This is a genomic window from Herminiimonas contaminans (assembly GCF_015645465.1).
GTDB classification, from domain to species: domain Bacteria; phylum Pseudomonadota; class Gammaproteobacteria; order Burkholderiales; family Burkholderiaceae_D; genus Oxalicibacterium; species Oxalicibacterium contaminans.
Genome location: NZ_JADOEL010000002.1, coordinates 22,704 through 47,293 on the forward strand (window position 1 = coordinate 22,704; position 24,590 = coordinate 47,293).

Genomic DNA, 24,590 nt, shown 5'->3' on the forward strand with positions numbered 1-24,590 from the left:
TTTATTGATGGATATTTTTTATTTGCGTCAGGAAAAGAGTTCTACATCTCCGCTGACTGCGCCTGATTGCAGGCGGTTGGCGTAATCCTGCTCGCGATTAGCCAATGTGTTGTTGTTCAGCTGTCTGAGTTTCTTGACCAGCACTTTGCCGTTACGCGGGAAGAAATAAACCTTGCGCGGATGCACGTCATTCAGGTCTTCCGCCACGATGCGTATGTTTTCCACCTTCAGGAAATTACGCACGAACTGGGCATTGCGTTCACCGACGTTAATCGAAGTAAAACCGCTCAGGACATTGCCGCCGCCAAATACTTTGGCTTCCAGGTTTTCGCGGCGCGCACCTGCTTTCAGCAAATCATTGATCAGGATTTCCATCGCATACGTGCCATAGCGTGCCGATGCTGAAATCGGGCTATCCGCATCGCCACCACCATCCGGCAGCATGAAGTGATTCATGCCGCCTACACCAGTCACGCGATCGCGTATGCAAGCCGAGACACAAGACCCAAGTACGGTAACGATCAGCATGTCCTTGCCGGTGTAGTAATACTCACCTGGCAAGATCTTGGCTGCGTCGCGGTCGAAGGTCCGGTCGTAATAGACGTTCGTGGCGAAATGCTCTTTGGTCAGTTCATTCATGGATTCTTATGCCCGACGTGATTGCGACAAGCCCGCCTTTTTGTTTGGCTCTAATTCGTAAACTGTTTTTCCGCGCAACTTGAATGCATCGGTCACATACAGGAAGTTTTCTGAGTGACCGGCAAACAGCAAACCGTCCGGCTTCATTAGCGGTGCGAAGCGATCCAGTATCTTGCCTTGTGTCGGCTTATCGAAATAAATCATCACGTTGCGGCAAAAGATCGCATCAAACTGGCCGGAAATACCCCAGTTGCTCTCGAGCAGATTGACCTGTTTGAAGGTAATCAGCTGGCGCAATTCAGGACGCACGCGCACCATGCCTTCACGCGCACCTTTGCCACGCAGGAAGAAGCGCTTGGCGCGCTCAGGTGCCATCTTGTCCAGCCTATCTATCGAGTAGACACCGTTAGCGCCTGTGTTCAGTACATTGGTATCGATATCGGTCGCGATTATGCGCACCGGCGGCGTCAGCGTATTAAACGCTTCGCACGCAGTCATCGCTATCGAATAAGGCTCTTCACCGGTAGAGGCGGCCGAGCACCAGATTTCGATAGGCTCCTTGATTTTCTTGATATGGTCGGCCAGGATCGGGAAGTGATGTGCTTCGCGAAAGAAGGAGGTCAGATTCGTCGTCAGCGCATTGGTAAATGCTTCCCACTCTTCATCGCTGCCACCCTGCTCCAGCTGATCCAGATAGCTGACAAAAGAAGCTATGCCGGTCGCACGCAAACGACGCGCGAGTCGGCTGTAAACCATCTCCTGTTTACTCTCGGCCAGTGCAATGCCAGCCTTCTTATGTATCAAGGCACGGACGCGCTCGAAATCACGCGCGGTGAATTCGAACTCTTTAGATCCTTCTGCCCTACCTTGAGTAGTGGTTTTCATACTGCAGATTCCCCTTTCGCCTGCTGCATATCCTCTCTCTCGGATATGCGTATAGCCAAAAACTTACACGCGATTGTTTGCGTAGCCTGATGCTGCTCGCCCACTCGGCAATCTTTTATACGCCAGCCTTAAGCTGCGATTTTTTCGATCAAACCCATTTCGCTGCTGGACATCAATTTATCGATATCCACCAGGATCAGCATGCGCTCATCCAGGGTGCCCAAACCGATCAGGTAGTCGGTATTGAAAGCTGTACCCATTTCTGGTGCTGGTTTGATTTGTTCGGGTGACAAAGTGATCACATCAGACACGCTGTCGACCACCATGCCGACGACACGGCCGCCGATGTTCAGGATGATCACAACTGTAAATTGATCGTAGGTAGGCTCACCCAGGTTGAACTTGATACGCATGTCAACGATAGGCACGATGATGCCGCGCAGGTTGACCACGCCTTTGACGAATTCAGGTGCGTTGGCGATACGGGTGACGGCTTCGTAACCGCGGATCTCCTGTACTTTCAGGATATCGATGCCGTACTCTTCCTTGCCCAGAGTGAAGGCCAGGAATTCATTGCCGTTTTCTGCACCGGTCGTATTGTTTTGGATATTGTGAATCATGCTGATTCTCCCCTTCAGGAATAAATGGATTCGTCGTTTAACTGACGGCTTGAACGCAGTAAGGCTGCTACATCGATAATCAGCGCGACTCCGCCGTCACCGAGAATTGTGGCTCCCGATATTCCAGCCACCTTACGATAATTCGATTCAAGATTTTTGACTACAACTTGTTGTTGACCGACCAAATCATCGACAAACAATGCTGCTTTTTTGCCTTCTGATTCAAGGATAACCACGATGCCTTCCGACGGATCGACAAAGCGTGGCTCTATGCTGAAAATCTTATACAGCGGGATCAATGGCAAATAGTCACCACGCACCTTGATGACCTGGCCCTGTCCGCTGATTTCTTTAATATCTGCCAACTCAGGCTGCAACGACTCCACCACATAACCAAGCGGCAGGATATAAATCTCGTCACCGACCTTGATCGACATGCCGTCCAGAATCGCCAGTGTTAACGGCAAGGAAATCAGGATGGTGGTGCCATAACCTTTGCTGGAACGGATATCTACCGAACCACCCATCGCGGTGATATTCCGTTTCACTACGTCCATACCGACGCCGCGGCCAGATACATCGGTCACTGCTTCCGCAGTCGAGAAGCCTGGTGCAAAAATCAATTGCCAGACTTCTTCATCCGGCAAATCATCGGACACCGGCAAGCCCTGTTGCTTGGCTTTGGCCAGGATGCGGTCACGGTTCAAACCACCGCCGTCGTCGCTGACTTCAATAATGATGTTGCCGCCCTGATGCCCGGCCGACAAAGACAATTGACCGGATGCAGATTTACCCGCAGCCAGGCGTGCTTCCGGCATTTCGATGCCGTGGTCTATGCTATTGCGTACCAGATGGGTCAGCGGATCGACGATGCGTTCGATCAGGCCTTTATCCAGTTCAGTCGCGGCACCATGGGTGACGAAATCCACTTTCTTGCCCAGCTTGGAAGCCAGGTCGCGCACCATGCGCGGAAAGCGTGAGAACACGTAATCCATAGGCATCATGCGGATAGACATCACCGCTTCCTGCAGGTCACGTGTATTCCTTGTCAGTTGCGACACGCTATTAAGCAAACGTTCGTGCTGCATAGGATCGAGCGCACCGGTGCGCTGCTCTATCATGGCCTGTGTAATGACCAGTTCGCCGACCAGGTTAATTAGCTGATCGACTTTTTCTATACCTACGCGTATCGATGAAGACTCTGCACTGACATTAGTCTTGTCGACGTCACGCTTGGCTGCCGGTTTCTTGTCAGCCGCAGCGGCCGCGTGTACTTCCTCTACCGCCAGTGCATTTGCTTTTTCTTCATCCTGCTCTGAAGCATCCTTGCTGCTCGCATCGGGCAGCGGCAACGGGACAAACGGCGCAAAGAAACCATAGCCCTGTGCATTTTCGGCAATCGTCGAGTGCAGCGGCTCGAAGAAGCCATAGCCCTGCTCTTCTTCATTGCGGCTGCGATCATCTATTGATTGATGCACACCTTTGATGACCGCTTCTTCGGTGATTTTTAAATCTTGCGGATCGAGGATGAAGGAACAGATTGCAATGATGTCGTCCACACCTTCTTGCGTACTCAACGTAAACACTGCACGTTGATCCGGCAGCACGTCGCGCTGTATCTCACCCAGCAAGCCCAGTTCGGCGGCCAGCGCATCCACGTCGCGCGCGGAAGTTTGCGGTAATTCGATACGGAAGCGCCTATCGCCGGAGACATCGCCTGGCGTCGCCGCAACGGCTGGCGCTGCTTGCGGTGGCTGGGCCTCGTCTTGCGACAAGGACTCAAGCAGGATGCGCACATCCGCGACTGCATCCAGATCCACCGGCGTATGCAGGCGATGACCATCCAGTTGCATCTTGAGTACGTCTTTCGCCGACAGGAATGCATCGACGTGTTCAGCCATCAGCGCCATCTCACCTTTGCGGATACGGTCCAGCAAAGTTTCCAGCACGTGTGTGACTTCGGTCAGATCTGTAATGCCAAATGTGGCAGCGCCGCCCTTGATCGAGTGCGCCGCGCGGAAAATCGCATTCAAGTCTTCTTCATCAGGAGCCGATACGTCCACCGCCAGCAGCAGCTTTTCCATCTCGGCCAGGAGTTCTTCCGTTTCATCGAAAAATACCTGGAAGAACTGACTCATATCGATGGTCATCGTTCTGCTCCGTTATCTGTGCGCTTGATGATGTTGCAACTCATGATATGTATTAACCAATCACTTTTTTCACGACTTCAGTCAGTCGTTGCGGATCGAAAGGCTTGACCAGCCAGCCGTTGGCACCAGCCGCACGACCTTTGGCTTTCATCTCATCACTGGACTCGGTAGTCAGGACCAGGATCGGTGTTTTTTGATAAGTCGACAGCCCGCGCAATGCACGGATCAGCGAAAAGCCATCCATGCGCGGCATGTTTTGATCGGTCAGTACCAGATCAAACACCTGCGTCTTCGCTTTATCCAGACCATCTTGTCCATCAACTGCTTCTGTCACCTGATAGCCGGCCGCCCTCAAACTGAAGACCACCATTTGTCGCAGTGAACCCGAATCATCGACTGCCAATATTGTCTTTGCCATCTTTACCCCTGCCCATTTTTGTTTCAGGCCTGTACGCCCGGTTATCTAAATTTAAATCCGTTTAAAACAGTTCGACGTCGCCGCTTTCCATATGCGTCTGACGCACTGCTTTCCACAATTCATTCTCGAGATTGATGCTTTGTGTTTTCAGGCTGACATTTGCCTGCTCCAGCAAATCCTGCAACTGGCTTTGATCTGCCTCGCCCGGTATCGCGGCACTATGTGTACCCAGCACTTCCAGTACATCACGCACTCCGACCAGCCTCTGCATCGCGCGACCTATCAGTTGATTCGTCATATCCTGGAACTGCAAACCCGTCACCGCAGAATTCACATGCTGATCGATCTGTGCCGCCTTGCTCTTGAGCTCGCCCACTGCGGCGGCGGGTGCCTGTGCCAGCAGCGCATCAACCATCTGTTGCTGCGCACTTACCGCTTCGTGGATCGCCATGAAACTGGCACTCAGTTTTTCTATCGCTTCACTCAACAAGATATTGGTTTGCACCAGATCTGTTTCGATTTCCGACAGATGCTGACTTCCGTGTTCAGACAAGCCCGTTAATAGTTTCTTTATTTCCAGCGCCAACGAATTTTTTATTGTCATGGGAGCACCCGCTCATTTCGTTTACTTACAGCACTTTGCTTATCTTGCAATTGGGGCTACCGGAGCTGCTGGTGCAACTGGGGCTGGCTTCACTTGCTGCGCATTCACGGCGTTCTCGACGACTTCCTGCGCACTCTCCTTGTCACTCACATCAACTTTTCTGTTTTCCTGCGTGATCGAATCTTCGGCTTTCTTGTTTAGCACGATGATGCTGATACGACGATTGACCGGATTCAGCGGATCAGCAGTATCGAACAGCACTGCAGAAGACAAACCGACGACCCGCAACATTTTGTTTTCCGCCATGCCGCCAGCGACCAGCTCACGACGCGAAGCATTGGCCCGGTCGGAAGACAGTTCCCAGTTGCTATAGCTTTTTTCACCGCTCGAATATGGCGTCGCGTCGGTATGGCCGGACAGGCTGATACGGTTAGGAATATCGTTCAGGATCTTGGCGATTTCGTGCAGGATGACTTTGGTATACGGCTGTAACTCGGCACGTGCCAATGCAAACATCGGACGGTTCTTTTCATCCACGATCTGGATGCGCAAACCTTCGGTCGTGATGTCGATCAGTAATTGATTTTTGAATTGCTGCAAACCGGGAATGGTATCGATCGCTTTCTCGATACGTTCTTTCAACGCCTTGAGGCGATTGATCTCCTGGCGTTCCAGTTCTGCTTCTGCCGCTTTCAGGTTGAAGTTCTTGGCTGGCGTCAGGTCTTCACCTTTTTTCTGCTGACCGTCGATACGGGTCATGTCCTTGCCGCCGCCCTTGATCACGCTCGAGCTGTCGCCGCTACCGGAACCGCCAGCCATCGCCACTTTCAAAGGAGTACTGAAGAAGTCAGCGATCCCTTGCAGATCGCCTTTGGTGGTCGAGCCCAGCAACCACATCAATAAAAAGAAAGCCATCATCGCCGTGACGAAATCGGCGTAGGCGATTTTCCAGGCGCCGCCGTGATGGCCGCCCCCGGATTTTTTGATACGTTTGATGATGATGGGACGGAGTCCTTCGTCAGCCATGCCAGTCTCCGTTAGATTACTTTTTTACTTGCGACGCAAAGTTAATAAATGGGTTTATTTTGTTTTCGACTGTCTGATGTGCTCTTCCATCTCGCTGAAGGAAGGACGCTCAGTCGAGAACAGGACCTTACGGCCGAATTCAACTGCCAGTGCAGGTGCGTAACCATTCAGGCTGGCCAGCAAAGTCACTTTCACACATTGGAAAATCTTCGAAGATTCATGCAGCTTCTGTTCCAGCAAGCTCGACAAAGGAGTCACGAAACCGTAAGACAGCAAAATACCGAGGAAGGTACCAACCAGCGCGTGTGCGATCAGCATACCCAGTTCGGCCGGTGGCAAGCCCACCGACTCCATCGTATGCACCACCCCCATCACCGCGGCCACGATACCGAACGCAGGCAAGCCGTCACCGACTTTAGCCACGCAATGCACCGGCACTTCACCTTCGGCGTGATGGGTTTCAATCTCGTTATCCATCAGGTTTTCGATCTGGAATGCATCCATATTGCCCGACACCATGAGGCGCAGGTAATCGGTCATGAATTCGATGGTGTGGTGATCAGCCAGTACCGTCGGATACTTGGCGAAGATTGCGCTTTCTTCCGGCGACTCGATATCACCTTCGATCGACATCAAACCTTCTTTGCGGACCTTGGTCAGGATTTCGAATAAAAGCGTCATCAGCTCCATATACAAACTCTTTGTATATTTGGAACCTTTAAAAACGCTAGGCAAAGCCTTCAGTGTCGCCTTGATTGCTTTGCCGTTGTTACCAACGAAGAAGGCACCAACCGCAGCGCCGCCGATCATGAGCAACTCAAGGGGTTGAAACAAAGCGGCCAAATGACCACCAGCCAGAGCGAAGCCGCCAAAGACCGATAGGACGACAACCAGATATCCAATGATGACTAACAAGTGCGCTCGCTCCGTTTTTCTTAGGTTTAGGCTGCCATTATTGCCTTAACAGTTGCATACGCGCAACCAAGATGACAGCCCACCTGTTGTATATAAGGGTGGTATTGACCGCTCAAGCGCTCATATGCTTTCAACGGCGTGAATTGTTGGAACTTGAGCGGTTATCGGGGAGGAATCACTGAAATAAAGCTGAGAGATGCGCTCAGATTTGCTCAGATACGCCAGCCGTAAAGCTGGACGCCACTTGCGTCGGGGGATAGCACGATATCGGGCGTGGTCCCCGGGATGATGAACTCATAACTAAGCAGCAAAGTACCGCTGCGCATTTCTGCCTTGGCCTTGCGCCACAGATTCGGCATGGCTGCCGGTGACAGATAAGCAAACACCACATCGTAGTCAGCAAAATTCAGGCGGCCGTAGTCGCCGCGCTCAAAGCGCGCACCACTGGCACCGAAGCGCGCACGCAGACTGCTGATCAGCCACGGCAAGGGCGCGATCTCAATACCGACGAAACGACTTTCCGGTCGACGTCGCGCCAGACTCATCACCAGGCCGCCGAGACCACTGCCTATATCTATAAAGCTGATTTTTTGTTCAGGCGGCAGCACACCTTCGACCGCCTGCCATGTGGACAGACGTGACGGGTAATACGGGACCTGGGTACGGAAGGTGCTCCAGTAGAGGAATAGCAGAACCAGGAAAGCAGCCAGGAAGATAAACGGCGACCATTGCAGGCTTAGAGTCAGCAACAGTACCGGCAAAAACAGCAGTTGGATTAACAACCACCACGGTGCGAGCCCGCGCCACCACGACAAACCAGCAGCGACCACGCCTTGCAGACAAGCCGCAACCAACACATTCATGGACCAGCCGAAAACTGCCGCCAGGCTATACGCCAGCAGCAGTACGATAAAAAAGGAGGAGATTTGAAACAGAAGGGCTTGCACTGCCGGTATCTGGAATACCGTCCCTGGAGGCGCCGACTTTGCGCCGGAGCGCCCCACTTTCTTCACACAGACACTCTTTCAATAATAAGACTATCCGTTCAGGCGGCCAGCAGACTGTCTGCCTTGGCACGTTTGGTTTTACCTGCCCGGGATGGCATATGGCACAGGCCACAGGTGTAATTTGCATTCAAATCGAGGCGATGCACGACGAAATTGCCGCCGCATTCGCTGCAACATGCAGTTGCCAGCATTTTGCTGTCGAAGAATCGTACCAGAGTCCAGGCGCGCGTCAATGACAAAACTGGCTCACCATCCGCACCCAGCTCAACCTGCTCCAGGTAAAGCTTGTACGCTTTCATCACAGCCTGGATGCCAGAGATCTGTGCATGTTCGATCAGGTATTTATGGATGCCCATAAACAATGAGGAATGTATATTCGGCTGCCAGGTAATAAACCAGTCGGTCGAAAATGGCAACATCCCTTTCGGCGGCGATACGCCACGCAATTCTTTATATAGCTTCAGCAAGCGTTCGCGCGACAGCGTGGTTTCCGATTCCAGCAACTGCAGACGTGCACCCAAATTAATGAGTTCGATTGCAAGCTGAATTTCTTGTGCTTCTGTCACTACACTTTTCTTGGCCATTTTTTCGCTCGCTTCTGAAGAATTACAACAATACGGTCGGCAACAGCTTAATTAAGCAATTTGCTCAACAGCTTGTCCTGCCATCAGGATGGCTGCATGCGAATGCGCAAGCGAGCGATCTTTGTTGTAATTGGTCAGCATGCCGAGTATGGCGCCGTCGTCGAAACGGAAGCGGGCCAGCATCATATTGGCACCAGCGAGTTTGAGGATCTGGGCATTGTTCATGCCTTCGATCAGGTCAGCGATCTCATTGCTGATTCCGAGGCGGAAGATTGCAGTTGCCTTGTCGGAACGAATCATTTGTTGTGCAAGCATCAAGTAACCCAGGTTGGCGTCACGAATTTCAGCAATGATGTCGTTGTTTGTCATGTTATCCCCTGATCTGTGAATTTCCTGGCGGTAATTTGTAGCCAGTGATTGCATTCTGCAGGGGGAAACTGGGGGCTGGAATAGGCAGGTTTCTGTATTTTTATACAGAGCAGACGACAATAAGCCGGTAGGCGTTTGTCTTACAAACGTCGACCAGCATTCAATACGCGCTCACATGAAATGAGGCGGAGAGTGGCTTGCATATTGCATCTGAGCATTTATTTCGCATTCAGATGTTGCTTATAAAAAAGCATGTTTTGAGGCAATTTTTAGTGATTCTGGGGGATACAGAATTTTCCAAAAATCGACTCCAGAGACAAAAAAATGAACTTCTTTTCTCGCTCTTGTCTCTTTAACGGCACGTTTTTTCCAAACTTTAGGGTTAAAACAAAATATTTTTAAAATATTTTCAGAACCCAAAATCAGGAAAGATTCCCTGCTGTCTGAATTTGATAACGGCCGCGAAAACCAGAACTTTAGGGTTTCAGTGAAAATATTTTGATTTTTTTTCGATTTATTACACTTTACTTATTAAATTGATATCTCAATCGTTCAAACTAAGCCTCTTCCCCTTATCTGATCGATACTTCGTTATTTTTTATGCAATGAATTAACAGCGATCAGAATGCCACTGGCGCGACTAACAAAATCTGGTATTGTTATCTCACCCTCAACCCAAAGGAGACTCTTATGGATTTGGTAGAAAAATTCGATGCCAAAGGAAAGACCGGTGCCGCTTACCACGTTGAGGTTTATCAAACGCCTATCAGTACGCCCGATCCGGACGAACTGCCAGGTTCCAAAACCTATCAATTGGCAGATGGCCGCGCACTCGACCCGCTATCCGACGCAAAATTCAAAATTGTGCAGACCGGGGAAAAAATTTACAGGGTCTGAGCCCATCTCATACACAGACGCAGCCTCAGCCCACATCAAACGCCGCATGGCCACACACTGACCGCTACGGCAAATAAAAAAGCCCGCATCCAGACGATGCGGGCTTTTTTACATCCAGGCCTGGCGAGTCGCACTCGCCTGCCGCTCAGAAGTATTGTTCGACGATCTCGCCAAAAGCAGCTTCAGCGGTCATCCCCTTCTTCATCAGATTGGTTATGTCCTGCGAATAAGCGCGGATGCCTTCCGGTAGCTTCTGTACGTTGTTCTTGAAGTATTCGTACTTCTGGATATCGATCAGGTCACCCGGACGTGCTGCAGGTGTGCTGCTGCCCCGTACGCTGCGAACTGCACGCGTGGTGGTAGTCACACGCTTGACACCGACGTTGGCTATCGCACTCTCTATTTGCGCCAGTGTCAGCACAGGAGTTGCATTGGCACCGACAAATTCATCTTCGCCCGGATGCAGCAAATGGTTATTGCTGTCGAATGCCATTTTCTTTTCAAAACTATTGATGACCTGGTAGTGCGGCTTTTGTCCCGGCCCGTTCAATGCAAACTGTACGCGATCGCCGTAAGACTTCATCTGCGTTACGACATCCTTCAGGTAATCCGCGGTCAGCGTATCTATCTTTCCATCCCAGCGCTTGCTTCTCTTCGTGTTCAAAATACGTATTCCAGTAAAAGTGACTCTATCCAATTCGAGAAAGAAAAAAAGCCCTTGATTTTCATCAAGGGCTTTCAATTCTTTGGCGGAGACGGTGAGATTCGAACTCACGATACAGGTTTAAGCCCATATGCTTCCTTAGCAGGGAAGTGCCTTCGGCCACTCGGCCACGTCTCCACATTACTTCAGCAACGTCGACAGCCCGTCACCAGAAGGTCCAGCATCATAACTTTTCACGCATGTCTGGTCAACCCAAAACTATGCATTTCCATGTATGACTTGTTTTCTTTTTTAATTACTTTTTTCCAGATCGAAGGTCTTGTGCAAGGCACGAACTGCCAATTCCATATACTTCTCGTCGATCAGGACCGAAATCTTGATTTCCGAAGTCGAGATCATCTGGATGTTGATGCCCTCTTCCGACAAGGTACGGAACATTTGCGACGCGATACCAACATGGCTGCGCATGCCTACACCAACCACCGAGACTTTGGACACTTTAGTGTCGCCCTGGATGCTGGCTGCACCAATGTGTGCTTTGACGCTTTCATTCAATACATCCACTGCCTTGGCGTAATCGCCACGTGGGACGGTGAAGGTAAAGTCTGTTTTGCCGTCGACCGACTGGTTTTGAATGATCATGTCGACTTCGATATTTGCCGCAGCAATCGGTCCCAGGATCTGATACGCGATGCCTGGGCGATCAGGTACGCCCAGTACGGTAATTTTCGCTTCATCGCGATTGAATGCTATACCGGTGATGGCAGCTTGTTCCATGTGTGTATCTTCCTCAAACGAAATCAGGGTGCCGGATTTTGCTTCTTCTTCCAGCGGTATCATAGGATCGGTCAGCGACGACAGCACGCGTGTCGGCATCCGGTAGTTACCAGCAAATTCAACCGAACGAATCTGCAGCACTTTCGAACCTAGCGATGCCATTTCAAGCATCTCTTCAAAGGTAACTGTATTCAGGCGACGCGCTTCCGACACGACGCGTGGGTCAGTCGTATAAACACCGTCAACATCTGTGTAAATCAGGCATTCCTGTGCCTTCAGCGCGACTGCAACAGCCACTGCCGAGGTATCGGAGCCGCCACGACCCAGCGTTGCGATATTGCCGTCGTCGTCCACACCCTGGAAACCAGTGATGATGACGATGCGACCCGCATCCAGATCCTTCTGCACTTTAACGTCGTCGATAGACTGGATGCGCGCTTTGGTGAAAGCGGAGTCCGTCTTGATCGCGACCTGCCAGCCTGCATACGATACCGCTTCCTTGCCGATAGACTGCAAAGCCATCGCCAGCAAGGCAACAGATACCTGCTCGCCGGTAGAAGCCAGCATGTCCAGTTCGCGTGGATCTGGTTGCGGCATGATATCTTTGGCCAATCCGATCAAACGGTTGGTTTCACCGGACATCGCCGATGGCACCACTACGATTTGATAACCAGCGTCATGCCATTTGGCGACGCGTCTGGCGACATTTTTGATGCGCTCGGTGGAGCCCATCGAAGTGCCGCCGTATTTGTGAACGATTAAAGCCATAGGGATAGTGAACGAGCTCTTAAAAGAAGAGAAAAGCGTGAAAAATCAACCCTCGACTTTACAGCCTGCAGCGCAGAATGACAAGTCCGACAAGGCCGCGCCAGCGCCTTGCCTTATCAAAATCACCAAAAATCCCGGGTATGTGCGTTTTCCGTTCTTGATACGGCGCAATTTAACTCTAATCGAACTGCCAACGCAGCTGAATATTGGCTCCCGCCTCGGGATTAAGCGGATGGCAATCCATGCCTATACCTGCAGCAAACAACAATTGCTTACCTGCAAAAACCAACGGCAGGCGTTCACGCTCCCAAGCTGGAACATCGCAAGCCTGGTACTGGTACTTCAAACTTTTGGTCGGGCGATTCCATGCCGGTTTCAAACGTTCCCCACCGCTGCGCAATTGGATAGACAGTGTTTGCGCACGTAACCAATCGGCAGCAATGCCCTGCTCCGCCTGATCAAAGTGCAAAGTGCCGCCGAAACTGGGGAAATGCAGGCTGGCTTCACCCTGCCAGTTGAACGAGCGTGGCGGCTGCAGCAGCAAGTCCGGATCGAATTTAGGCGTAATGTAGACCCGGTCACGGTGGCGCCGGATATGACAGTCTGCATGCGTGACGCATAACTGCGCATCGTGTTTTGCTTCCAGCAATTGCGTGCGCATTTCATTGAGCCAGGCGGTCGATGGCATACGCACACCGCGCAAACCAAACCAATAGCGCAACATATTGTCGATGCGGTCTGCACTGAAAAGCTTCAGCTTGCTCACATCCACGCATTCACCATCCAGGCATTGCTGCAAATCTTCGGCCGCCAGTTCTATCAACAAACGTTGTGCCGATTGTGCATGCTGCGCGGTACGCGCAAAGCGCTGCTGGAAACCTGGAAAGTGTTCTTCCAGTTTCGGCATGACCTGATGACGCAAAGCGTTGCGTGCATAGCGCGGGTCCAGATTCGATTCATCTTCGACATACTGGATCGCGTGCGTTGTGACGTAGGCCTGCAAATCTTCACGCGTCACCTGCAACAATGGACGTCCCATCAACAAGCTGGCATCACCCAGCAAATCCGCCGCATGATTCGCGCTATCCATACCGGACAGACCTGCCACACCGGAACCGCGCAAGAGCTGCAGCAACACGGTCTCTGCTTGATCATCCAGATGATGCGCCGTCAACAGCAGCGGTACACCATACGCACGACACATGTCGCCGAGTGCCGCATACCGACTTTGCCGTGCCGCTTCCTCTATGCCGTTTTTATCTTTGCGGGTGATTTGTACCTGGCGCGCATCGAAGGTCACACCCAATGCCGCACACTGCGCGCGGCAATGCGCAAGCCAGTCATCGGCATTCGCACTCAAACCATGATGCACATGGAAGGCATAGACTTCCAGCTGCTGCACCTGTCCATATGCATGCAGCAAATGCAGCAAGGCCGCTGAATCGAGTCCGCCGCTGTAAGCCAGCGCGATTTTGGCGACACCGGGGCCAGAAAGAGAAACGCGCGTCCGGATCTCCCCTAACGCGCGTTCAAACCCAGCTTGCATAGACGCAGTTTCTTTATTCGTCACGCATCATTCCGGTGTGTTGAGCTCTTTGAATTTACCGTAGCTCATTAATTTTTCATGACGTGCTGCCAGCAAGTCCTTGGTTTTCATACCCTGGAACTGACGCACGGTATCGGCCAACGCACGTTTGACCAATGCTGCCATTTGCTTAGGATCGCGGTGCGCGCCACCCAATGGTTCATTAATGATCTTGTCGATCAGGCCCATGGCTTTCAGGCGATGTGCGGTCAGGCCGAGTGCTTCTGCCGCATCGGATGCGCGCTCTGCAGATTTCCACAGGATCGAAGCACAACCTTCCGGCGAGATCACCGAGTAAGTCGAGTACTGCAACATCAGGACTGCATCACCAACCGCAATCGCCAGCGCGCCGCCGGAGCCGCCTTCGCCGATGATGGTCGCGATCAATGGCACTTTCAATTCAGCCATGACGTACAGGTTGTGACCAATCGCTTCCGATTGCCCACGCTCTTCGGCATCGATACCAGGGAATGCACCCGGGGTATCGACAAATGTAAACACCGGCAAGCCGAATTTCTCAGCCAGCTTCATCAGGCGCATCGCCTTGCGATAGCCTTCCGGTTTCGGCATACCGAAGTTACGCATGCTACGTTCTTTGGTATCGCGACCTTTTTGATGACCGATGACCATGCAAGGCATGCCATTGAAACGTGCCAGGCCGCCGACGATGGACAGATCGTCCGCATAGCTGCGGTCACCGTGCAATTCGTGGAAGTCGGTGAAGATTTCATTCACATAGTCCATGGTGTACGGACGTTGCGGATGACGTGCAATTTGCGACACTTGCCACGGCGTGAGCTTGGCGTAGATATCTTTGGTCAGTTGCTGGCTCTTCTTGGACAGGCGATCGATCTCTTCCGAGATATCGACTGCAGAGTCATCTTGTACAAAGCGCAGCTCTTCGATCTTGGAATCGAGTTCTGCAATCGGCTGTTCAAAGCCGAGGAAAGTCGTTTTACTCATCGTGCACCTTTATGATTCAACACGTGGTGGATTTCGTATCTACCTAGTTTGCTGCCTCTACCGGATCCAGGCTACGCCACAGATACCAGGTCGCAACAGTACGGTAAGGTTCCCAATTGGCGGCTACTTCCCGCGCATCGCTGCGCGAAACCGGCTCGCCAGAAAAATAATTACGGCTAATGCCCGCCAGCAAACCGAGGTCGTCCAGCGGCAAAATATTTGGTCGGAGCAGATTAAATATCAAAAACATCTCCGCTGTCCAGCGTCCGATGCCGCGAATTTGAATTAACTCAGCGATAACTTCTTCATCTTCCATCTCGGCCCACTTGTCACAATTGACACGTTTTGCCTTGAAATGGTCTGCCAGATCGAAAATATACTCTGCTTTACGCTTGGATAAGCCACAAGTTGCCAGCTTGTCACCAGCCTTGATCACTTGGGCTGGCGTGCATTTTGGGCAAACTTCGAGGAAGCGCTGCCAGACGGAATCAGCAGCTTTGCTGGAAACTTGTTGTCCGATGATGGAACGGGCCAATGTGGAAAATGCCTCGCCGCGGCCAACCAGGTGCAAATCACCAAACTGTGGGATGAGTTTGCGCAGGATACGGTCGCGCTTCATCAGCTCGGCCTTGGCCTCCTCCCAGTAGGCTGGCAGGATACGGGTTTCGTCAGTGGCGATCGTTTTCCCCATCAGCTCAAGCCCTACGCCATTCGGTCAGACCACCCGGTTTATCTTCCAGGATGATGCCTTTTTCCAGCAGCTCGGCACGAATACGGTCAGCTTCGGCAAAGTTCTTCGCCTTCTTGGCGTTGACACGCGCATTGATTTGCTCGACGACAAATGTTTCCATCTCGCCATCTTCCCCGTTGGCCAGTCCGGCATGCAGGAATTGCTGGGCCGGGCGCTGCAAGAGACCGACTATACCAGCGAGTCCGACCAGTTGGCGCGCCAAAACAGGGGATTTTGTTTTATTGATCTCGTTTGCCAGCTCAAACAATACGGCTACGGCCAGCGGCGTATTGAAATCGTCATTCATTGCCTCGGCAAAGCGTACGGCATGCGCTTCTGTCATATCCAGCGGTGCGCCATCCGGTGCCACATCCTTGAGCGCCGTATACATCCGCGTCAGGGCGTTGCGTGCATCATCCAGATGCGCATCGGAATAATTCAGCTGGCTGCGGTAGTGCGCGCGCAGGATAAAGAAGCGCACGACTTCGGAATCGTATTTCGCCAGCACTTCACGGATGGTGAAGAAATTACCCAGCGATTTCGACATTTTTTCATTGTCGACGCGTACGAAACCGTTGTGCATCCAGTAGTTGACGAAGGTATGCTCGCTCGCCCCTTCGGACTGGGCAATTTCATTTTCGTGATGCGGGAACTGCAAATCTGCACCGCCGCCGTGTATATCGAATTGTTCACCCAGCAGTTCACACGCCATGGCCGAGCATTCGATATGCCAGCCCGGACGACCACTACCCCATTTCGATGACCACTTCACTTCTTCCGGCTCGGCTTCTTTCGACGATTTCCACAAGACGAAATCCAGCGGATCACGTTTGCCGGTGTTGACGTCGACGCGCTCACCGGCGCGCAGATCGTCCAGCGACTTGCCGGACAACTTGCCGTAACCCGGGAAATCACGCACTGAATAGTTCACATCACCATCGGATGATTTATAGGCCAGACCATTGCGTTCCAGCGCTTCGATCAAGCCTAGCATTTGCGGTACGTAGTTAGTCGCACGCGGTTCGTGATCCGGCTTTTGTACGCCCAGCGCGGCGGCATCTTCATCCATCGCATCGATGAAGCGTTGCGTCAGGGCAGAAATGGACTCACCGTTTTCGGCAGCGCGCTTGATGATCTTGTCATCGATATCGGTAATATTGCGTACGTAAGTGACTTCATAGCCCGAAGCACGCAGCCAGCGCTGCACCAGGTCGAATACCACCATGACGCGCGCGTGTCCGATATGGCAGTAGTCGTATACGGTCATGCCACATACGTACATTCGGACTTTACCAGGCTCAATAGGAGTAAACGGCTGCTTCTCACGCGCCAGCGTATTGTAGATCTTCAGGGCACTCATGAATGGTTGTCTGTTTCGGCTAAGATTTGTCACAAGGCTAGCTGCGCATCGCCATTTACGCGCATCAGCAACTTCGGGGCGCAGCTGCGGCGACGCTGCCAAAACACTTAGTTATGCTTCTTTTTTGATAAAATGCGCTTTTTCGTGGCGCGTTTGGGCAGCACGAATTTTTAGCAGTATAGCATTGATAAAAACCGCAACCGCCGTTCAAGTTGCTTATCTGCACTGCTTCTTGCGCAAGATGGCATTTAATCTTTGCCCTTCCTGCCCGCTCAAACGGGACGGCATAATATGACAGCGCGTATGATCCTGCAAGCTGAAGGCTATTGAATATTTGTACATCAGCATCATCTGTACCCGAAATTAGCCGTACATCTGAGCATCACTCACCTTCATTTAAATGAAAGAAGCCCGCATGAAATTTTCTCGTCGTCACGTCCTGGCCATGGTCGCCGCCGTTTCTATGTCCGGTATGCTGCAATTCGCACAAGCTGCTGATGCACCGCAGGTATTACTGAAAACGAGTATGGGCGATATCGTGCTGGAACTTAACCAGGACAAAGCACCGAAATCCGTAGAGAACTTTGTGCAGTATGTAAAAAGCGGCCAGTACAACGGTACGATTTTCCACCGTGTGATCGATGGCTTCATGATCCAGGGTGGCGGCTTCGATAAAGACATGAAAGAGAAAGCGACACGTGCTCCTATCCAGAACGAAGCAGCAAACGGCTTGAAGAACGATATCTACACCATCGCGATGGCACGCACCAGCTCGCCGCACTCCGCTACTGCACAGTTCTTTATCAACACCACAAATAACAGTATGCTGAACTACCCTAGCCGTGATGGTTGGGGCTATGCAGTCTTCGGAAAAGTCATCAAAGGTACCGAAGTCGTCGACAAGATCAAAGGCGTCAGCACCGGCAATCGCGGCGGCCATCAAAATGTACCGACCACTCCGATCGTCATAGAATCGGCTACCGTCATCAACTAATCATTACTAATTTTTAGTCACCAGTTTTTATTCATCACCCCTACATTTATCAAGGAATAAATATGGCAGTCCTGCTCACCACCAACCACGGCAACATCACTATCGAACTCGACGCAGAAAAAGCGCCAAAAACGGTAGAAAACTTCCTCGCATACGTGAACTCGGGTCACTACGCTGGCACCATCTTCCATCGCGTCATCGACGGCTTCATGATTCAAGGCGGTGGCTTTGAACCAGGCATGAAACAAAAGCCTACCAATGAACCAGTCGAAAACGAAGCCAAGAACGGCTTGAAAAACGATATGTACACACTGGCGATGGCACGTACTTCGGCACCGCACTCGGCTTCCGCCCAGTTCTTCATCAACGTCAACAACAACAGCTTCCTCGACTACCCAGGTCAAGACGGCTGGGGCTACTGCGTGTTCGGTAAAGTCATCGACGGTACCGACGTCGTTGAAAAAATCCGCGCAGTCAAAACCACACGCAGCGGCATGTTCGCAGACGTACCGGTAGACGACGTAGTCATCGAAAAAGCTGAAGTAATCTAAGCGTCTGACGTTTATTTAACCAGCTATCTCGATGCACGATATGAGCTCTTCCCTATCCTCTGCTTCGACGAATCAAGCGCAGCCAGCAATGGCTGCGCTTTTTGTTTCCGATTTGCATTTGCAGGCAGCGATGCCTCGCACCACGCAGGCTTTCTTTAATTTCCTGCAACAACACGCCGTACACACCCGACAACTCTACCTGCTCGGCGATATCTTCGAAGCCTGGGCCGGTGATGACGATTTGGACGATCCCTATCACCAGCAAGTGGTCCATGCACTGAAACAAGTCAGTGCCGCCGGAGTAGAAGTATTCTGGATGGCTGGCAATCGCGACTTCCTGGTCGGAGCCGGCTTTGCCGAAGCGACCAGCATGCGCTTGCTGCCCGATCCCTATGTCACCACGATAGCCGGACGTTTGCTGGTGCTGACACATGGCGATGCCTATTGCACCGACGACGACGCATATATGCAATTCCGCGCGCAAGTACGGCAACCAGAGTGGCAACAGAATTTCCTCGCCCTGCCCCTGGAACAGCGCAAAGCCATCATAGAAAACCTGCGCGCCGGTAGCCGTGCGGCCCAGCGTGAAAAATCTTACGACATCATGGATGTGAATCAGGACGCGATTGCAGGCTTATTCCGCCTCAGTGGCAGTGCCACCATGATCCACGGTCATACCCATCGCCCGGCCAAACACGATTATCAAATCGATGATGCGGCACGCGTACGCTATGTATTGTCAGACTGGGATCTGGATCACGCGGCAGCGGAGCGCGGTGACTGGCTGGCGCTGGATACGGCGGGCAATATCCACCGTTACGCCTTGAATGGGAGCGAAGTCGGCAACTAAGTACCGACTTCAACTTATTCAAACTGCTGTTTGAATTGCTGGAACTGCGCTTTCAAAGCTTCGACTTCGTCGCGCAGGCCAGCTACTTCTGCTTCCAGTTGGCCGATGCGGTCATGGCGGCTCACACCACCGCTTGCCGCTGCAGGCAACTCACCCGACTCAGGAAACACTTCTCCCGATAACAAGGGTGCATAACGGGTTTCCTTGGTGCCTGGCGCACGCGGCAAGCGCGCTACCAGTGGCGGATATTTATCGATCAGGAATTGCAATGCTGCTTCGACATCAACGATGGTGGCGAACTCATGCAAGCGCCCTGAGCGGGTACGTATTTCACCGGCGGTCTGGATACCACGCAACATCAGCACCGTCAGCACCGCCAGCTTGTCCTGCTCCAGCGTCCACTTCATCCGCAGCCTGTGCTCGTACTTGCTGACACGTGCGCCGGCCTGATTTACTTCGGCGACAAATTTATCCGCGATCAAATCCTGCAAGATACGCTGCACATCGCTTTCAGTCAGTGACATTACAGGATCACGGCTGGTGAGCTGATTACAGCCATTGGTGAGTGCATTGATGGACATCGGATATGCATCCGGCGTCAGCGCTTCCTTCTCGGCCAATACTGCCAGCACACGCAGTGCACCTGCATCAAATACCACCTGTCCGTCACCCTGCGCATCGGCAGCAGGAGCATTGCTTACTTCATCTGTCATGGCTTTACTTACTCAACCAGTTTGTTCAACTGTTCAGGATCAAATTTCTCGGTGGCGTTCAGGGTTTCGCAATCGATACCGGCACACTTCAGTGCCGCCAGGATACGCTCGATCTGGTGTTCCTGTGTCGCTGCATTATCGATCAAACCATGCAAGGCCTTGGATAAAGGATCATCGCCGTTCGGCGTCACGCCATACGCTGCAAACATGCGTGCGGCAGCTTCATCGCGGGCATTGTCTTTCTGGATAATGCGCGCCGGGTTACCGACTGCGGTGGCACCTGGCGGTACTTCGCGCACCACCACGGCATTGGAGCCTATTTTGGCGCCCTCACCGACGGTAAAGCCACCCAGGACTTGCGCACCGGCACCAATAATCACACCAGCACCCAGGGTCGGATGGCGCTTCGCACCTTTGCTGAGCGAGGTACCTCCTAGCGTCACCCCCTGATAAATCGTGCAATCGTCGCCGACTTCTGCGGTTTCACCGATCACCACGCCAAAACCGTGATCGATAAAAACACGCCGCCCGATTTTTGCACCGGGATGAATTTCGATTGCGGTCAGCCAGCGCGCGATATGCGACGTAAAGCGCCCCAGCCACTTCAAATCATGGGTCCAGAACCAATGTGCCCAACGCTGCATGACGATGGCGTGCAAGCCCGGATAGCAGGTAATAACCTCCCATTCGCTGCGCGCAGCAGGATCGCGGGCGATGATATTGGCGATGTCTTCTCGAATACGGCTAAACATAAAGTAAATATGGATATGCGGAAAATGCTCAGGTAGCAATATTAGCCTGTTAACGAAAATCATGGCGGACACCGGCTATTTCTGGCCGGCGCCGCCATGCTGTCAGGCGATGCTCAGGAACCGGTGGCGATGCGCTGTCTGCGGGCTTCGTAGAGACAGACGCCGGAGGCTACGGAGACATTCAGGCTCTCTACCGAGCCAAACATCGGGATGCCAACCAGGACATCACAGGTTTCACGGGTCAGGCGACGCATACCCTCACCTTCCGAACCCATGACCAAAGCAGCCGGGCCGGAGAAATCGGCTTCATACAAGCCTTTTTCGGAGTCATCGGTGGTACCGATCAGCATGATGTCGCGCTCTTTCAGTTCGCGCAGGGTACGTGCCAGATTCGTTACCGTAATGTAAGGCACGGTATCGGCAGCACCACTGGCGACCTTGGCAGCGGTCGCATTCAGACCTACCGCGCGATCTTTCGGCGCGATCACGGCATGTGCGCCAGCACCGTCTGCAACGCGCAGGCAGGCACCCAGATTATGTGGATCGGTAATGCCATCCAGCACCAGCAACAAAGGCGGGCCTTCGATCGCATCCAGCAACTCGTCCAGATTGCGTGCCAGTGACAACTCACCGGCCTTGGCTACCACGCCTTGATGGCGGCGCGTGCCGACAATGCTGCTCAGGCGTGCATCGTCAGCCGGAATAATACGTACCTTGGCGCCTTCGGCTGCGCGTATCAAATCCTTCATGCGCTGGTCATGGCGACCGGCGTCTATGTAAATTTCTTCTACCGAAGAGGCTTCATGGCGCAAACGCGCCGTGACGGCGTGAAAGCCGAAAATCATCTTGCTCTTCATTTTTATCGCTTCTTCTTACCTGATTTAGAGTGCACTGCTGGTGCACGTTGTTTATGCGGTGTTGCCGGGGTACGCTTGGCTTTGGTTTTTTTAGCAGCGGCGGTCGGCGTCGCAGCAGTCTTCGCAGTTGTCTTACCTGCAGATTTCGCTGCTTTCTTTTCCGCTTTCTGGCTGCGTTGCTGATGTTCGTTGTCGGCACGTCGTGCTTCGTTTTTCAACACGGTACGGATGCCAGGCTCGTTCACCAGACGCAAATCAATCTTGCGTGCATCGAGATCGACACGGCTGACCTGCACGGTCACACGGTCGGTCAGTTGATAACGGATGCCGGTACGCTCACCGCGCAACTCATGACGCGCCTCATCAAATTTGAAATGATCCGCGCCGAGCTCGGTGACATGCACCATGCCTTCGATGAACAAGGAATCGAGTTGCACAAAGATACCGAAAGTCGCGACACCTGAAATCGTACCGGTGAATTCCTCACCCAGCTTGTCGCGGATGAAGTAACACTTGAGCCAGGCTTCAACGTCACGCGATGCTTCATCGGCACGACGTTCGTTTGCCGAGCAATGGATGCCGAGTGCTTCCCAGATCGCCAGGTCGCCCTCTGCCTTTTGTTTGCCCTCTGCCTTATCCTGCGCGTGCTTCTTGCGCGCGGCAGGCGACAGCATGGTATTCAGCGTGCTGGTATCCATGCCGCGCGGCTCGTACTTCTTGCCTTGCAGGATGGCTTTGATGGCGCGATGGGTCAGCAAATCCGGATAGCGACGGATCGGACTGGTGAAGTGCGCATAGGCTTCATACGACAAACCAAAGTGGCCGATATTTTCCGGGCTGTAGACCGCTTGCTGCATGGAGCGCAATAGCATGGTCTGCAACAACAAGGCATCCGGACGATTTTTAATCTTCGGCATCAGTTCCGCGTAATCCGAAGCAGTCGGCTTGTCGCCACCGCCCAGATTCAAACCGACCTGCTTGAGGAAGGTACGTACCTGATTCAATTTTTCCTTGGTCGGCAACGCATGCACACGATACAGGCTGTGATGCTTGTGACGCTGCAAGAGATCAGCTGCGCACACGTTGGCGGCCAGCATGCACTCTTCAATCAGTTTGTGCGCTTCATTACGTGTACGTGGCAGGATCTGCTGGATTTTGCCGACTTCATTGCAAACGATATAGGTTTCGGTTGTTTCAAAGTCGATCGCACCACGTGCATGACGTGCTTGCAGCAAGGCCTGGTAGACGCCGTACAGATTCAGCAGGTGCGGCACCAGCGCCGGACGCTTGGTCGCTTCTATACCCTTGGTATTGCCCAGGATCGCAGCCACTTCGGTATAAGTCAGGCGTGCAGCGGAATGGATGACTGCCGGATAGAACTGGTAAGCCTTGATTTCACCTTTGGCAGTGATCACCGCATCGCACACCAGCGTCAGTCGGTCTACGCCCGGATTCAGCGAACACAAACCGTTCGACAATTTTTCCGGCAGCATAGGAATCACGCGACGCGGGAAATACACCGAGGTACTGCGTTCCAGTGCATCGACATCAATGGCTTCATTCGGTTTGACGTAGTTGCTAACGTCTGCAATCGCAACAATCAGGCGAAAGCCGTCAGCACGACCGATTTTGCATGGTTCGCAATACACGGCGTCATCGAAGTCACGCGCATCTTCTCCATCGATGGTGACCAGAGGCACATCGCGCAAATCAACGCGATCATGCAAATCAACCGCACGCACTTCGTTCGGTAATTTCGCTGCTGCTTTTTTCGCCGCTTCAGAAAATTCATGCGGCACGCCATATTTGCGCACTGCGATTTCGATTTCCATGCCGGGGTCATCGATGTCGCCGAGGACTTCAACTATCTTGCCGACAGGCTGGCTGAAACGCGAAGGCTGTTCGGTCAGTTCTACACTGACGACCTGCCCGGTTTTTGCCTTGCCTGGTGAACCCGCCAGCATGATGTCCTGGCCTATGCGCTTGTCTTCAGGTGCAACTACCCACACGCCGTTTTCGTTCAGCAAGCGGCCGATGACATGTGTGTTTGCACGTGCAACGACTTCGACGATGGTGCCTTCAGGGCGACCTCGACGATCCGTGCCTATGATGCGTGCTTGTACCCGATCACCGTGCAGTACTTTTTGCATTTCTTTCTCAGGCAAAAAGATATCGGCACTGGCATCGTCGGGAATCAGGAAACCGAAGCCGTCGCGATGACTGCTGACACGGCCTTCGATAAAATTGGAAGAATGGGCAAGTTGATAATTGCCGGCGCGATCTGGTTTGATTTGTCCATCGCGCTCCATCGCATTCAGGCGACGCATCAAACCGTCCATCTCATCAGGCTTTACGCCGAGAGCAGTAGCAAGTGTGGAAGCGTCGTGCGAACCGGTGGCCGTACGTAAGATGCCGAGAATTTCCTCGCGGCTGGGAATGGTATAAGAGTATTGGCTCAAAAGCTGTTTTGGTTAATTGTTATTAGAACGGGAGTCAGTGTAACGGACGACGAGAGTATTTGCATAATAAGTCGAGAAACATGCAAATTAATCGCAATCAATGATTGACTTCCAATGTATATCCGCTATACTGCTCATCTTTCATGTAGGCCCACGTGGCGGAATTGGTAGACGCGCATGGTTCAGGTCCATGTGCCGCAAGGTGTGGGGGTTCGAGTCCCTCCGTGGGCACCAAGTTATTAAAACCCCGTTGATTCGTCAACGGGGTTTTTCTTTTTCCGGTCGCATTTATTTCCTGGCTCATACGAGCTCACTTCAAACGCACGCAACACACTTCAGATATCGCAAAACTCTTTGCGAAAACTTGTTTTTAATTCCTACGTTTTTTCTACGTCACTTACTTTTGCAACGCATAGATATTGCCTGCAGAAAATGACACATCAGTGACGATGT

Annotated in this window: 25 protein-coding genes and 2 tRNA genes; 5 read left to right on the forward strand and 22 right to left on the reverse strand. The window is 52.4% G+C overall.

Going from position 1 to position 24,590, the window contains the following annotated elements; all coding sequences use genetic code 11:
• Nucleotides 1-27 precede the first annotated feature (27 nt).
• The 11 genes from cheD to flhD all read right to left on the reverse strand — a co-directional run bounded on the left by cheD (nucleotide 28) and on the right by flhD (nucleotide 9,217).
• On the reverse strand, nucleotides 28-639 hold the full coding sequence (gene cheD, locus IXC47_RS02460) for a chemoreceptor glutamine deamidase CheD (protein WP_175625676.1): 612 nt from the start codon (nucleotides 637-639) through the stop codon (nucleotides 28-30).
• 6 nt (nucleotides 640-645) lie between these two features.
• Nucleotides 646-1,524, reverse strand: a complete 879-nt coding sequence (locus IXC47_RS02465; protein WP_195874596.1) for a CheR family methyltransferase — start codon at nucleotides 1,522-1,524, stop codon at nucleotides 646-648.
• A 128-nt stretch (nucleotides 1,525-1,652) separates the two neighbouring features.
• Entirely contained in the window at nucleotides 1,653-2,144 is a 492-nt protein-coding gene (locus tag IXC47_RS02470) for a chemotaxis protein CheW (protein ID WP_012079947.1), read from the reverse strand.
• A 14-nt stretch (nucleotides 2,145-2,158) separates the two neighbouring features.
• Entirely contained in the window at nucleotides 2,159-4,294 is a 2,136-nt protein-coding gene (gene cheA / locus IXC47_RS02475; protein ID WP_195874597.1) for a chemotaxis protein CheA, read from the reverse strand.
• Between the two features lie 52 nt (nucleotides 4,295-4,346).
• Nucleotides 4,347-4,712 (reverse strand): response regulator, encoded by a 366-nt coding sequence (locus tag IXC47_RS02480; RefSeq protein ID WP_195874598.1) that lies wholly within the window; start codon nucleotides 4,710-4,712, stop codon nucleotides 4,347-4,349.
• Nucleotides 4,713-4,773: 61 nt separating this feature from the next.
• Complete coding sequence (locus IXC47_RS02485; RefSeq protein ID WP_195874599.1) at nucleotides 4,774-5,316, reverse strand: chemotaxis protein; 543 nt, start codon at nucleotides 5,314-5,316, stop codon at nucleotides 4,774-4,776.
• 39 nt (nucleotides 5,317-5,355) lie between these two features.
• Complete coding sequence (gene motB / locus IXC47_RS02490) at nucleotides 5,356-6,342, reverse strand: flagellar motor protein MotB (RefSeq protein WP_195874600.1); 987 nt, start codon at nucleotides 6,340-6,342, stop codon at nucleotides 5,356-5,358.
• Between the two features lie 54 nt (nucleotides 6,343-6,396).
• The gene (gene motA / locus IXC47_RS02495) at nucleotides 6,397-7,257 is read right to left on the reverse strand and encodes a flagellar motor stator protein MotA (RefSeq protein ID WP_175625671.1); all 861 of its coding nucleotides are present in this window, start codon (nucleotides 7,255-7,257) and stop codon (nucleotides 6,397-6,399) included.
• Nucleotides 7,258-7,469: 212 nt separating this feature from the next.
• Nucleotides 7,470-8,270 carry a class I SAM-dependent methyltransferase gene (locus IXC47_RS02500; RefSeq protein ID WP_195874601.1) on the reverse strand — a complete coding sequence of 267 codons (801 nt, stop codon included), beginning with the start codon at nucleotides 8,268-8,270 and terminating at the stop codon, nucleotides 7,470-7,472.
• 32 nt (nucleotides 8,271-8,302) lie between these two features.
• Nucleotides 8,303-8,848: a flagellar transcriptional regulator FlhC gene (gene flhC, locus IXC47_RS02505; RefSeq protein WP_175625669.1), complete on the reverse strand. Its 546-nt coding sequence runs from the start codon at nucleotides 8,846-8,848 to the stop codon at nucleotides 8,303-8,305.
• 51 nt (nucleotides 8,849-8,899) lie between these two features.
• Entirely contained in the window at nucleotides 8,900-9,217 is a 318-nt protein-coding gene (gene flhD / locus IXC47_RS02510; RefSeq protein WP_195874602.1) for a flagellar transcriptional regulator FlhD, read from the reverse strand.
• 690 nt (nucleotides 9,218-9,907) lie between these two features.
• Here flhD and IXC47_RS02515 point away from each other — a divergent pair.
• A complete protein-coding gene (locus tag IXC47_RS02515) occupies nucleotides 9,908-10,114 on the forward strand; it encodes a hypothetical protein (protein ID WP_124573863.1) in 207 nt (68 codons plus the stop codon).
• 145 nt (nucleotides 10,115-10,259) lie between these two features.
• Here the strand turns inward: IXC47_RS02515 and IXC47_RS02520 are convergent, their stop codons facing one another.
• The 7 genes from IXC47_RS02520 to cysS all read right to left on the reverse strand — a co-directional run bounded on the left by IXC47_RS02520 (nucleotide 10,260) and on the right by cysS (nucleotide 16,961).
• On the reverse strand, nucleotides 10,260-10,778 hold the full coding sequence (locus IXC47_RS02520; RefSeq protein WP_230089362.1) for a hypothetical protein: 519 nt from the start codon (nucleotides 10,776-10,778) through the stop codon (nucleotides 10,260-10,262).
• Between the two features lie 83 nt (nucleotides 10,779-10,861).
• Nucleotides 10,862-10,955 (reverse strand) — tRNA-Ser (locus tag IXC47_RS02525).
• Nucleotides 10,956-11,069: 114 nt separating this feature from the next.
• The gene (locus IXC47_RS02530; protein WP_175625667.1) at nucleotides 11,070-12,323 is read right to left on the reverse strand and encodes an aspartate kinase; all 1,254 of its coding nucleotides are present in this window, start codon (nucleotides 12,321-12,323) and stop codon (nucleotides 11,070-11,072) included.
• Nucleotides 12,324-12,501: 178 nt separating this feature from the next.
• Complete coding sequence (gene tilS, locus IXC47_RS02535) at nucleotides 12,502-13,869, reverse strand: tRNA lysidine(34) synthetase TilS (RefSeq protein WP_195874816.1); 1,368 nt, start codon at nucleotides 13,867-13,869, stop codon at nucleotides 12,502-12,504.
• Nucleotides 13,870-13,896: 27 nt separating this feature from the next.
• Nucleotides 13,897-14,871, reverse strand: coding sequence for an acetyl-CoA carboxylase carboxyltransferase subunit alpha (locus IXC47_RS02540; protein ID WP_012079959.1), 975 nt, complete (start codon nucleotides 14,869-14,871; stop codon nucleotides 13,897-13,899).
• A gap of 43 nt (nucleotides 14,872-14,914) precedes the next feature.
• Nucleotides 14,915-15,562 carry a DNA-3-methyladenine glycosylase family protein gene (locus tag IXC47_RS02545; protein ID WP_175625666.1) on the reverse strand — a complete coding sequence of 216 codons (648 nt, stop codon included), beginning with the start codon at nucleotides 15,560-15,562 and terminating at the stop codon, nucleotides 14,915-14,917.
• 4 nt (nucleotides 15,563-15,566) lie between these two features.
• Nucleotides 15,567-16,961 carry a cysteine--tRNA ligase gene (cysS, locus tag IXC47_RS02550; RefSeq protein ID WP_195874604.1) on the reverse strand — a complete coding sequence of 465 codons (1,395 nt, stop codon included), beginning with the start codon at nucleotides 16,959-16,961 and terminating at the stop codon, nucleotides 15,567-15,569.
• 415 nt (nucleotides 16,962-17,376) lie between these two features.
• Between cysS and IXC47_RS02555 the strand changes: the two genes are divergently transcribed.
• The 3 genes from IXC47_RS02555 to IXC47_RS02565 all read left to right on the forward strand — a co-directional run bounded on the left by IXC47_RS02555 (nucleotide 17,377) and on the right by IXC47_RS02565 (nucleotide 19,356).
• On the forward strand, nucleotides 17,377-17,955 hold the full coding sequence (locus IXC47_RS02555; RefSeq protein ID WP_195874605.1) for a peptidylprolyl isomerase: 579 nt from the start codon (nucleotides 17,377-17,379) through the stop codon (nucleotides 17,953-17,955).
• Nucleotides 17,956-18,017: 62 nt separating this feature from the next.
• The gene (locus IXC47_RS02560) at nucleotides 18,018-18,506 is read left to right on the forward strand and encodes a peptidylprolyl isomerase (protein ID WP_175625663.1); all 489 of its coding nucleotides are present in this window, start codon (nucleotides 18,018-18,020) and stop codon (nucleotides 18,504-18,506) included.
• Nucleotides 18,507-18,594: 88 nt separating this feature from the next.
• Entirely contained in the window at nucleotides 18,595-19,356 is a 762-nt protein-coding gene (locus IXC47_RS02565) for a UDP-2,3-diacylglucosamine diphosphatase (RefSeq protein WP_230089363.1), read from the forward strand.
• A gap of 14 nt (nucleotides 19,357-19,370) precedes the next feature.
• Here IXC47_RS02565 and IXC47_RS02570 read toward each other — a convergent pair whose 3' ends face one another.
• The 4 genes from IXC47_RS02570 to rnr form a co-directional block, all read right to left on the reverse strand.
• Entirely contained in the window at nucleotides 19,371-20,069 is a 699-nt protein-coding gene (locus IXC47_RS02570) for a YceH family protein (protein WP_175625661.1), read from the reverse strand.
• Nucleotides 20,070-20,077: 8 nt separating this feature from the next.
• Nucleotides 20,078-20,821: a serine O-acetyltransferase gene (gene cysE / locus IXC47_RS02575; RefSeq protein WP_175625660.1), complete on the reverse strand. Its 744-nt coding sequence runs from the start codon at nucleotides 20,819-20,821 to the stop codon at nucleotides 20,078-20,080.
• 113 nt (nucleotides 20,822-20,934) lie between these two features.
• Complete coding sequence (gene rlmB, locus IXC47_RS02580; RefSeq protein ID WP_012079967.1) at nucleotides 20,935-21,678, reverse strand: 23S rRNA (guanosine(2251)-2'-O)-methyltransferase RlmB; 744 nt, start codon at nucleotides 21,676-21,678, stop codon at nucleotides 20,935-20,937.
• 2 nt (nucleotides 21,679-21,680) lie between these two features.
• On the reverse strand, nucleotides 21,681-24,137 hold the full coding sequence (gene rnr / locus IXC47_RS02585) for a ribonuclease R (protein WP_175625659.1): 2,457 nt from the start codon (nucleotides 24,135-24,137) through the stop codon (nucleotides 21,681-21,683).
• 149 nt (nucleotides 24,138-24,286) lie between these two features.
• On the opposite strand from rnr, the gene IXC47_RS02590 reads away from it, so the two are divergent.
• Nucleotides 24,287-24,371: transfer RNA gene (locus IXC47_RS02590), tRNA-Leu, on the forward strand.
• The last annotated feature ends 219 nt before the right edge of the window (nucleotides 24,372-24,590 follow it).

What these genes read in the sequence shown, in the direction of transcription:
- cheD (WP_175625676.1), bottom strand. Translation starts at nt 639, where the DNA reads ATGAATGAACTGACCAAAGAGCATTTCGCCACGAACGTCTATTACGAC.
- IXC47_RS02465 (WP_195874596.1), bottom strand. Translation starts at nt 1,524, where the DNA reads ATGAAAACCACTACTCAAGGTAGGGCAGAAGGATCTAAAGAGTTCGAA.
- IXC47_RS02470 (WP_012079947.1), bottom strand. Translation starts at nt 2,144, where the DNA reads ATGATTCACAATATCCAAAACAATACGACCGGTGCAGAAAACGGCAAT.
- cheA (WP_195874597.1), bottom strand. Translation starts at nt 4,294, where the DNA reads ATGACCATCGATATGAGTCAGTTCTTCCAGGTATTTTTCGATGAAACG.
- IXC47_RS02480 (WP_195874598.1), bottom strand. Translation starts at nt 4,712, where the DNA reads ATGGCAAAGACAATATTGGCAGTCGATGATTCGGGTTCACTGCGACAA.
- IXC47_RS02485 (WP_195874599.1), bottom strand. Translation starts at nt 5,316, where the DNA reads ATGACAATAAAAAATTCGTTGGCGCTGGAAATAAAGAAACTATTAACG.
- motB (WP_195874600.1), bottom strand. Translation starts at nt 6,342, where the DNA reads ATGGCTGACGAAGGACTCCGTCCCATCATCATCAAACGTATCAAAAAA.
- flhC (WP_175625669.1), bottom strand. Translation starts at nt 8,848, where the DNA reads ATGGCCAAGAAAAGTGTAGTGACAGAAGCACAAGAAATTCAGCTTGCA.
- flhD (WP_195874602.1), bottom strand. Translation starts at nt 9,217, where the DNA reads ATGACAAACAACGACATCATTGCTGAAATTCGTGACGCCAACCTGGGT.
- IXC47_RS02515 (WP_124573863.1), top strand. Translation starts at nt 9,908, where the DNA reads ATGGATTTGGTAGAAAAATTCGATGCCAAAGGAAAGACCGGTGCCGCT.
- IXC47_RS02530 (WP_175625667.1), bottom strand. Translation starts at nt 12,323, where the DNA reads ATGGCTTTAATCGTTCACAAATACGGCGGCACTTCGATGGGCTCCACC.
- tilS (WP_195874816.1), bottom strand. Translation starts at nt 13,869, where the DNA reads ATGCAAGCTGGGTTTGAACGCGCGTTAGGGGAGATCCGGACGCGCGTT.
- IXC47_RS02540 (WP_012079959.1), bottom strand. Translation starts at nt 14,871, where the DNA reads ATGAGTAAAACGACTTTCCTCGGCTTTGAACAGCCGATTGCAGAACTC.
- IXC47_RS02545 (WP_175625666.1), bottom strand. Translation starts at nt 15,562, where the DNA reads ATGGGGAAAACGATCGCCACTGACGAAACCCGTATCCTGCCAGCCTAC.
- cysS (WP_195874604.1), bottom strand. Translation starts at nt 16,961, where the DNA reads ATGAGTGCCCTGAAGATCTACAATACGCTGGCGCGTGAGAAGCAGCCG.
- IXC47_RS02555 (WP_195874605.1), top strand. Translation starts at nt 17,377, where the DNA reads ATGAAATTTTCTCGTCGTCACGTCCTGGCCATGGTCGCCGCCGTTTCT.
- IXC47_RS02560 (WP_175625663.1), top strand. Translation starts at nt 18,018, where the DNA reads ATGGCAGTCCTGCTCACCACCAACCACGGCAACATCACTATCGAACTC.
- IXC47_RS02565 (WP_230089363.1), top strand. Translation starts at nt 18,595, where the DNA reads ATGGCTGCGCTTTTTGTTTCCGATTTGCATTTGCAGGCAGCGATGCCT.
- IXC47_RS02570 (WP_175625661.1), bottom strand. Translation starts at nt 20,069, where the DNA reads ATGACAGATGAAGTAAGCAATGCTCCTGCTGCCGATGCGCAGGGTGAC.
- cysE (WP_175625660.1), bottom strand. Translation starts at nt 20,821, where the DNA reads ATGTTTAGCCGTATTCGAGAAGACATCGCCAATATCATCGCCCGCGAT.
- rlmB (WP_012079967.1), bottom strand. Translation starts at nt 21,678, where the DNA reads ATGAAGAGCAAGATGATTTTCGGCTTTCACGCCGTCACGGCGCGTTTG.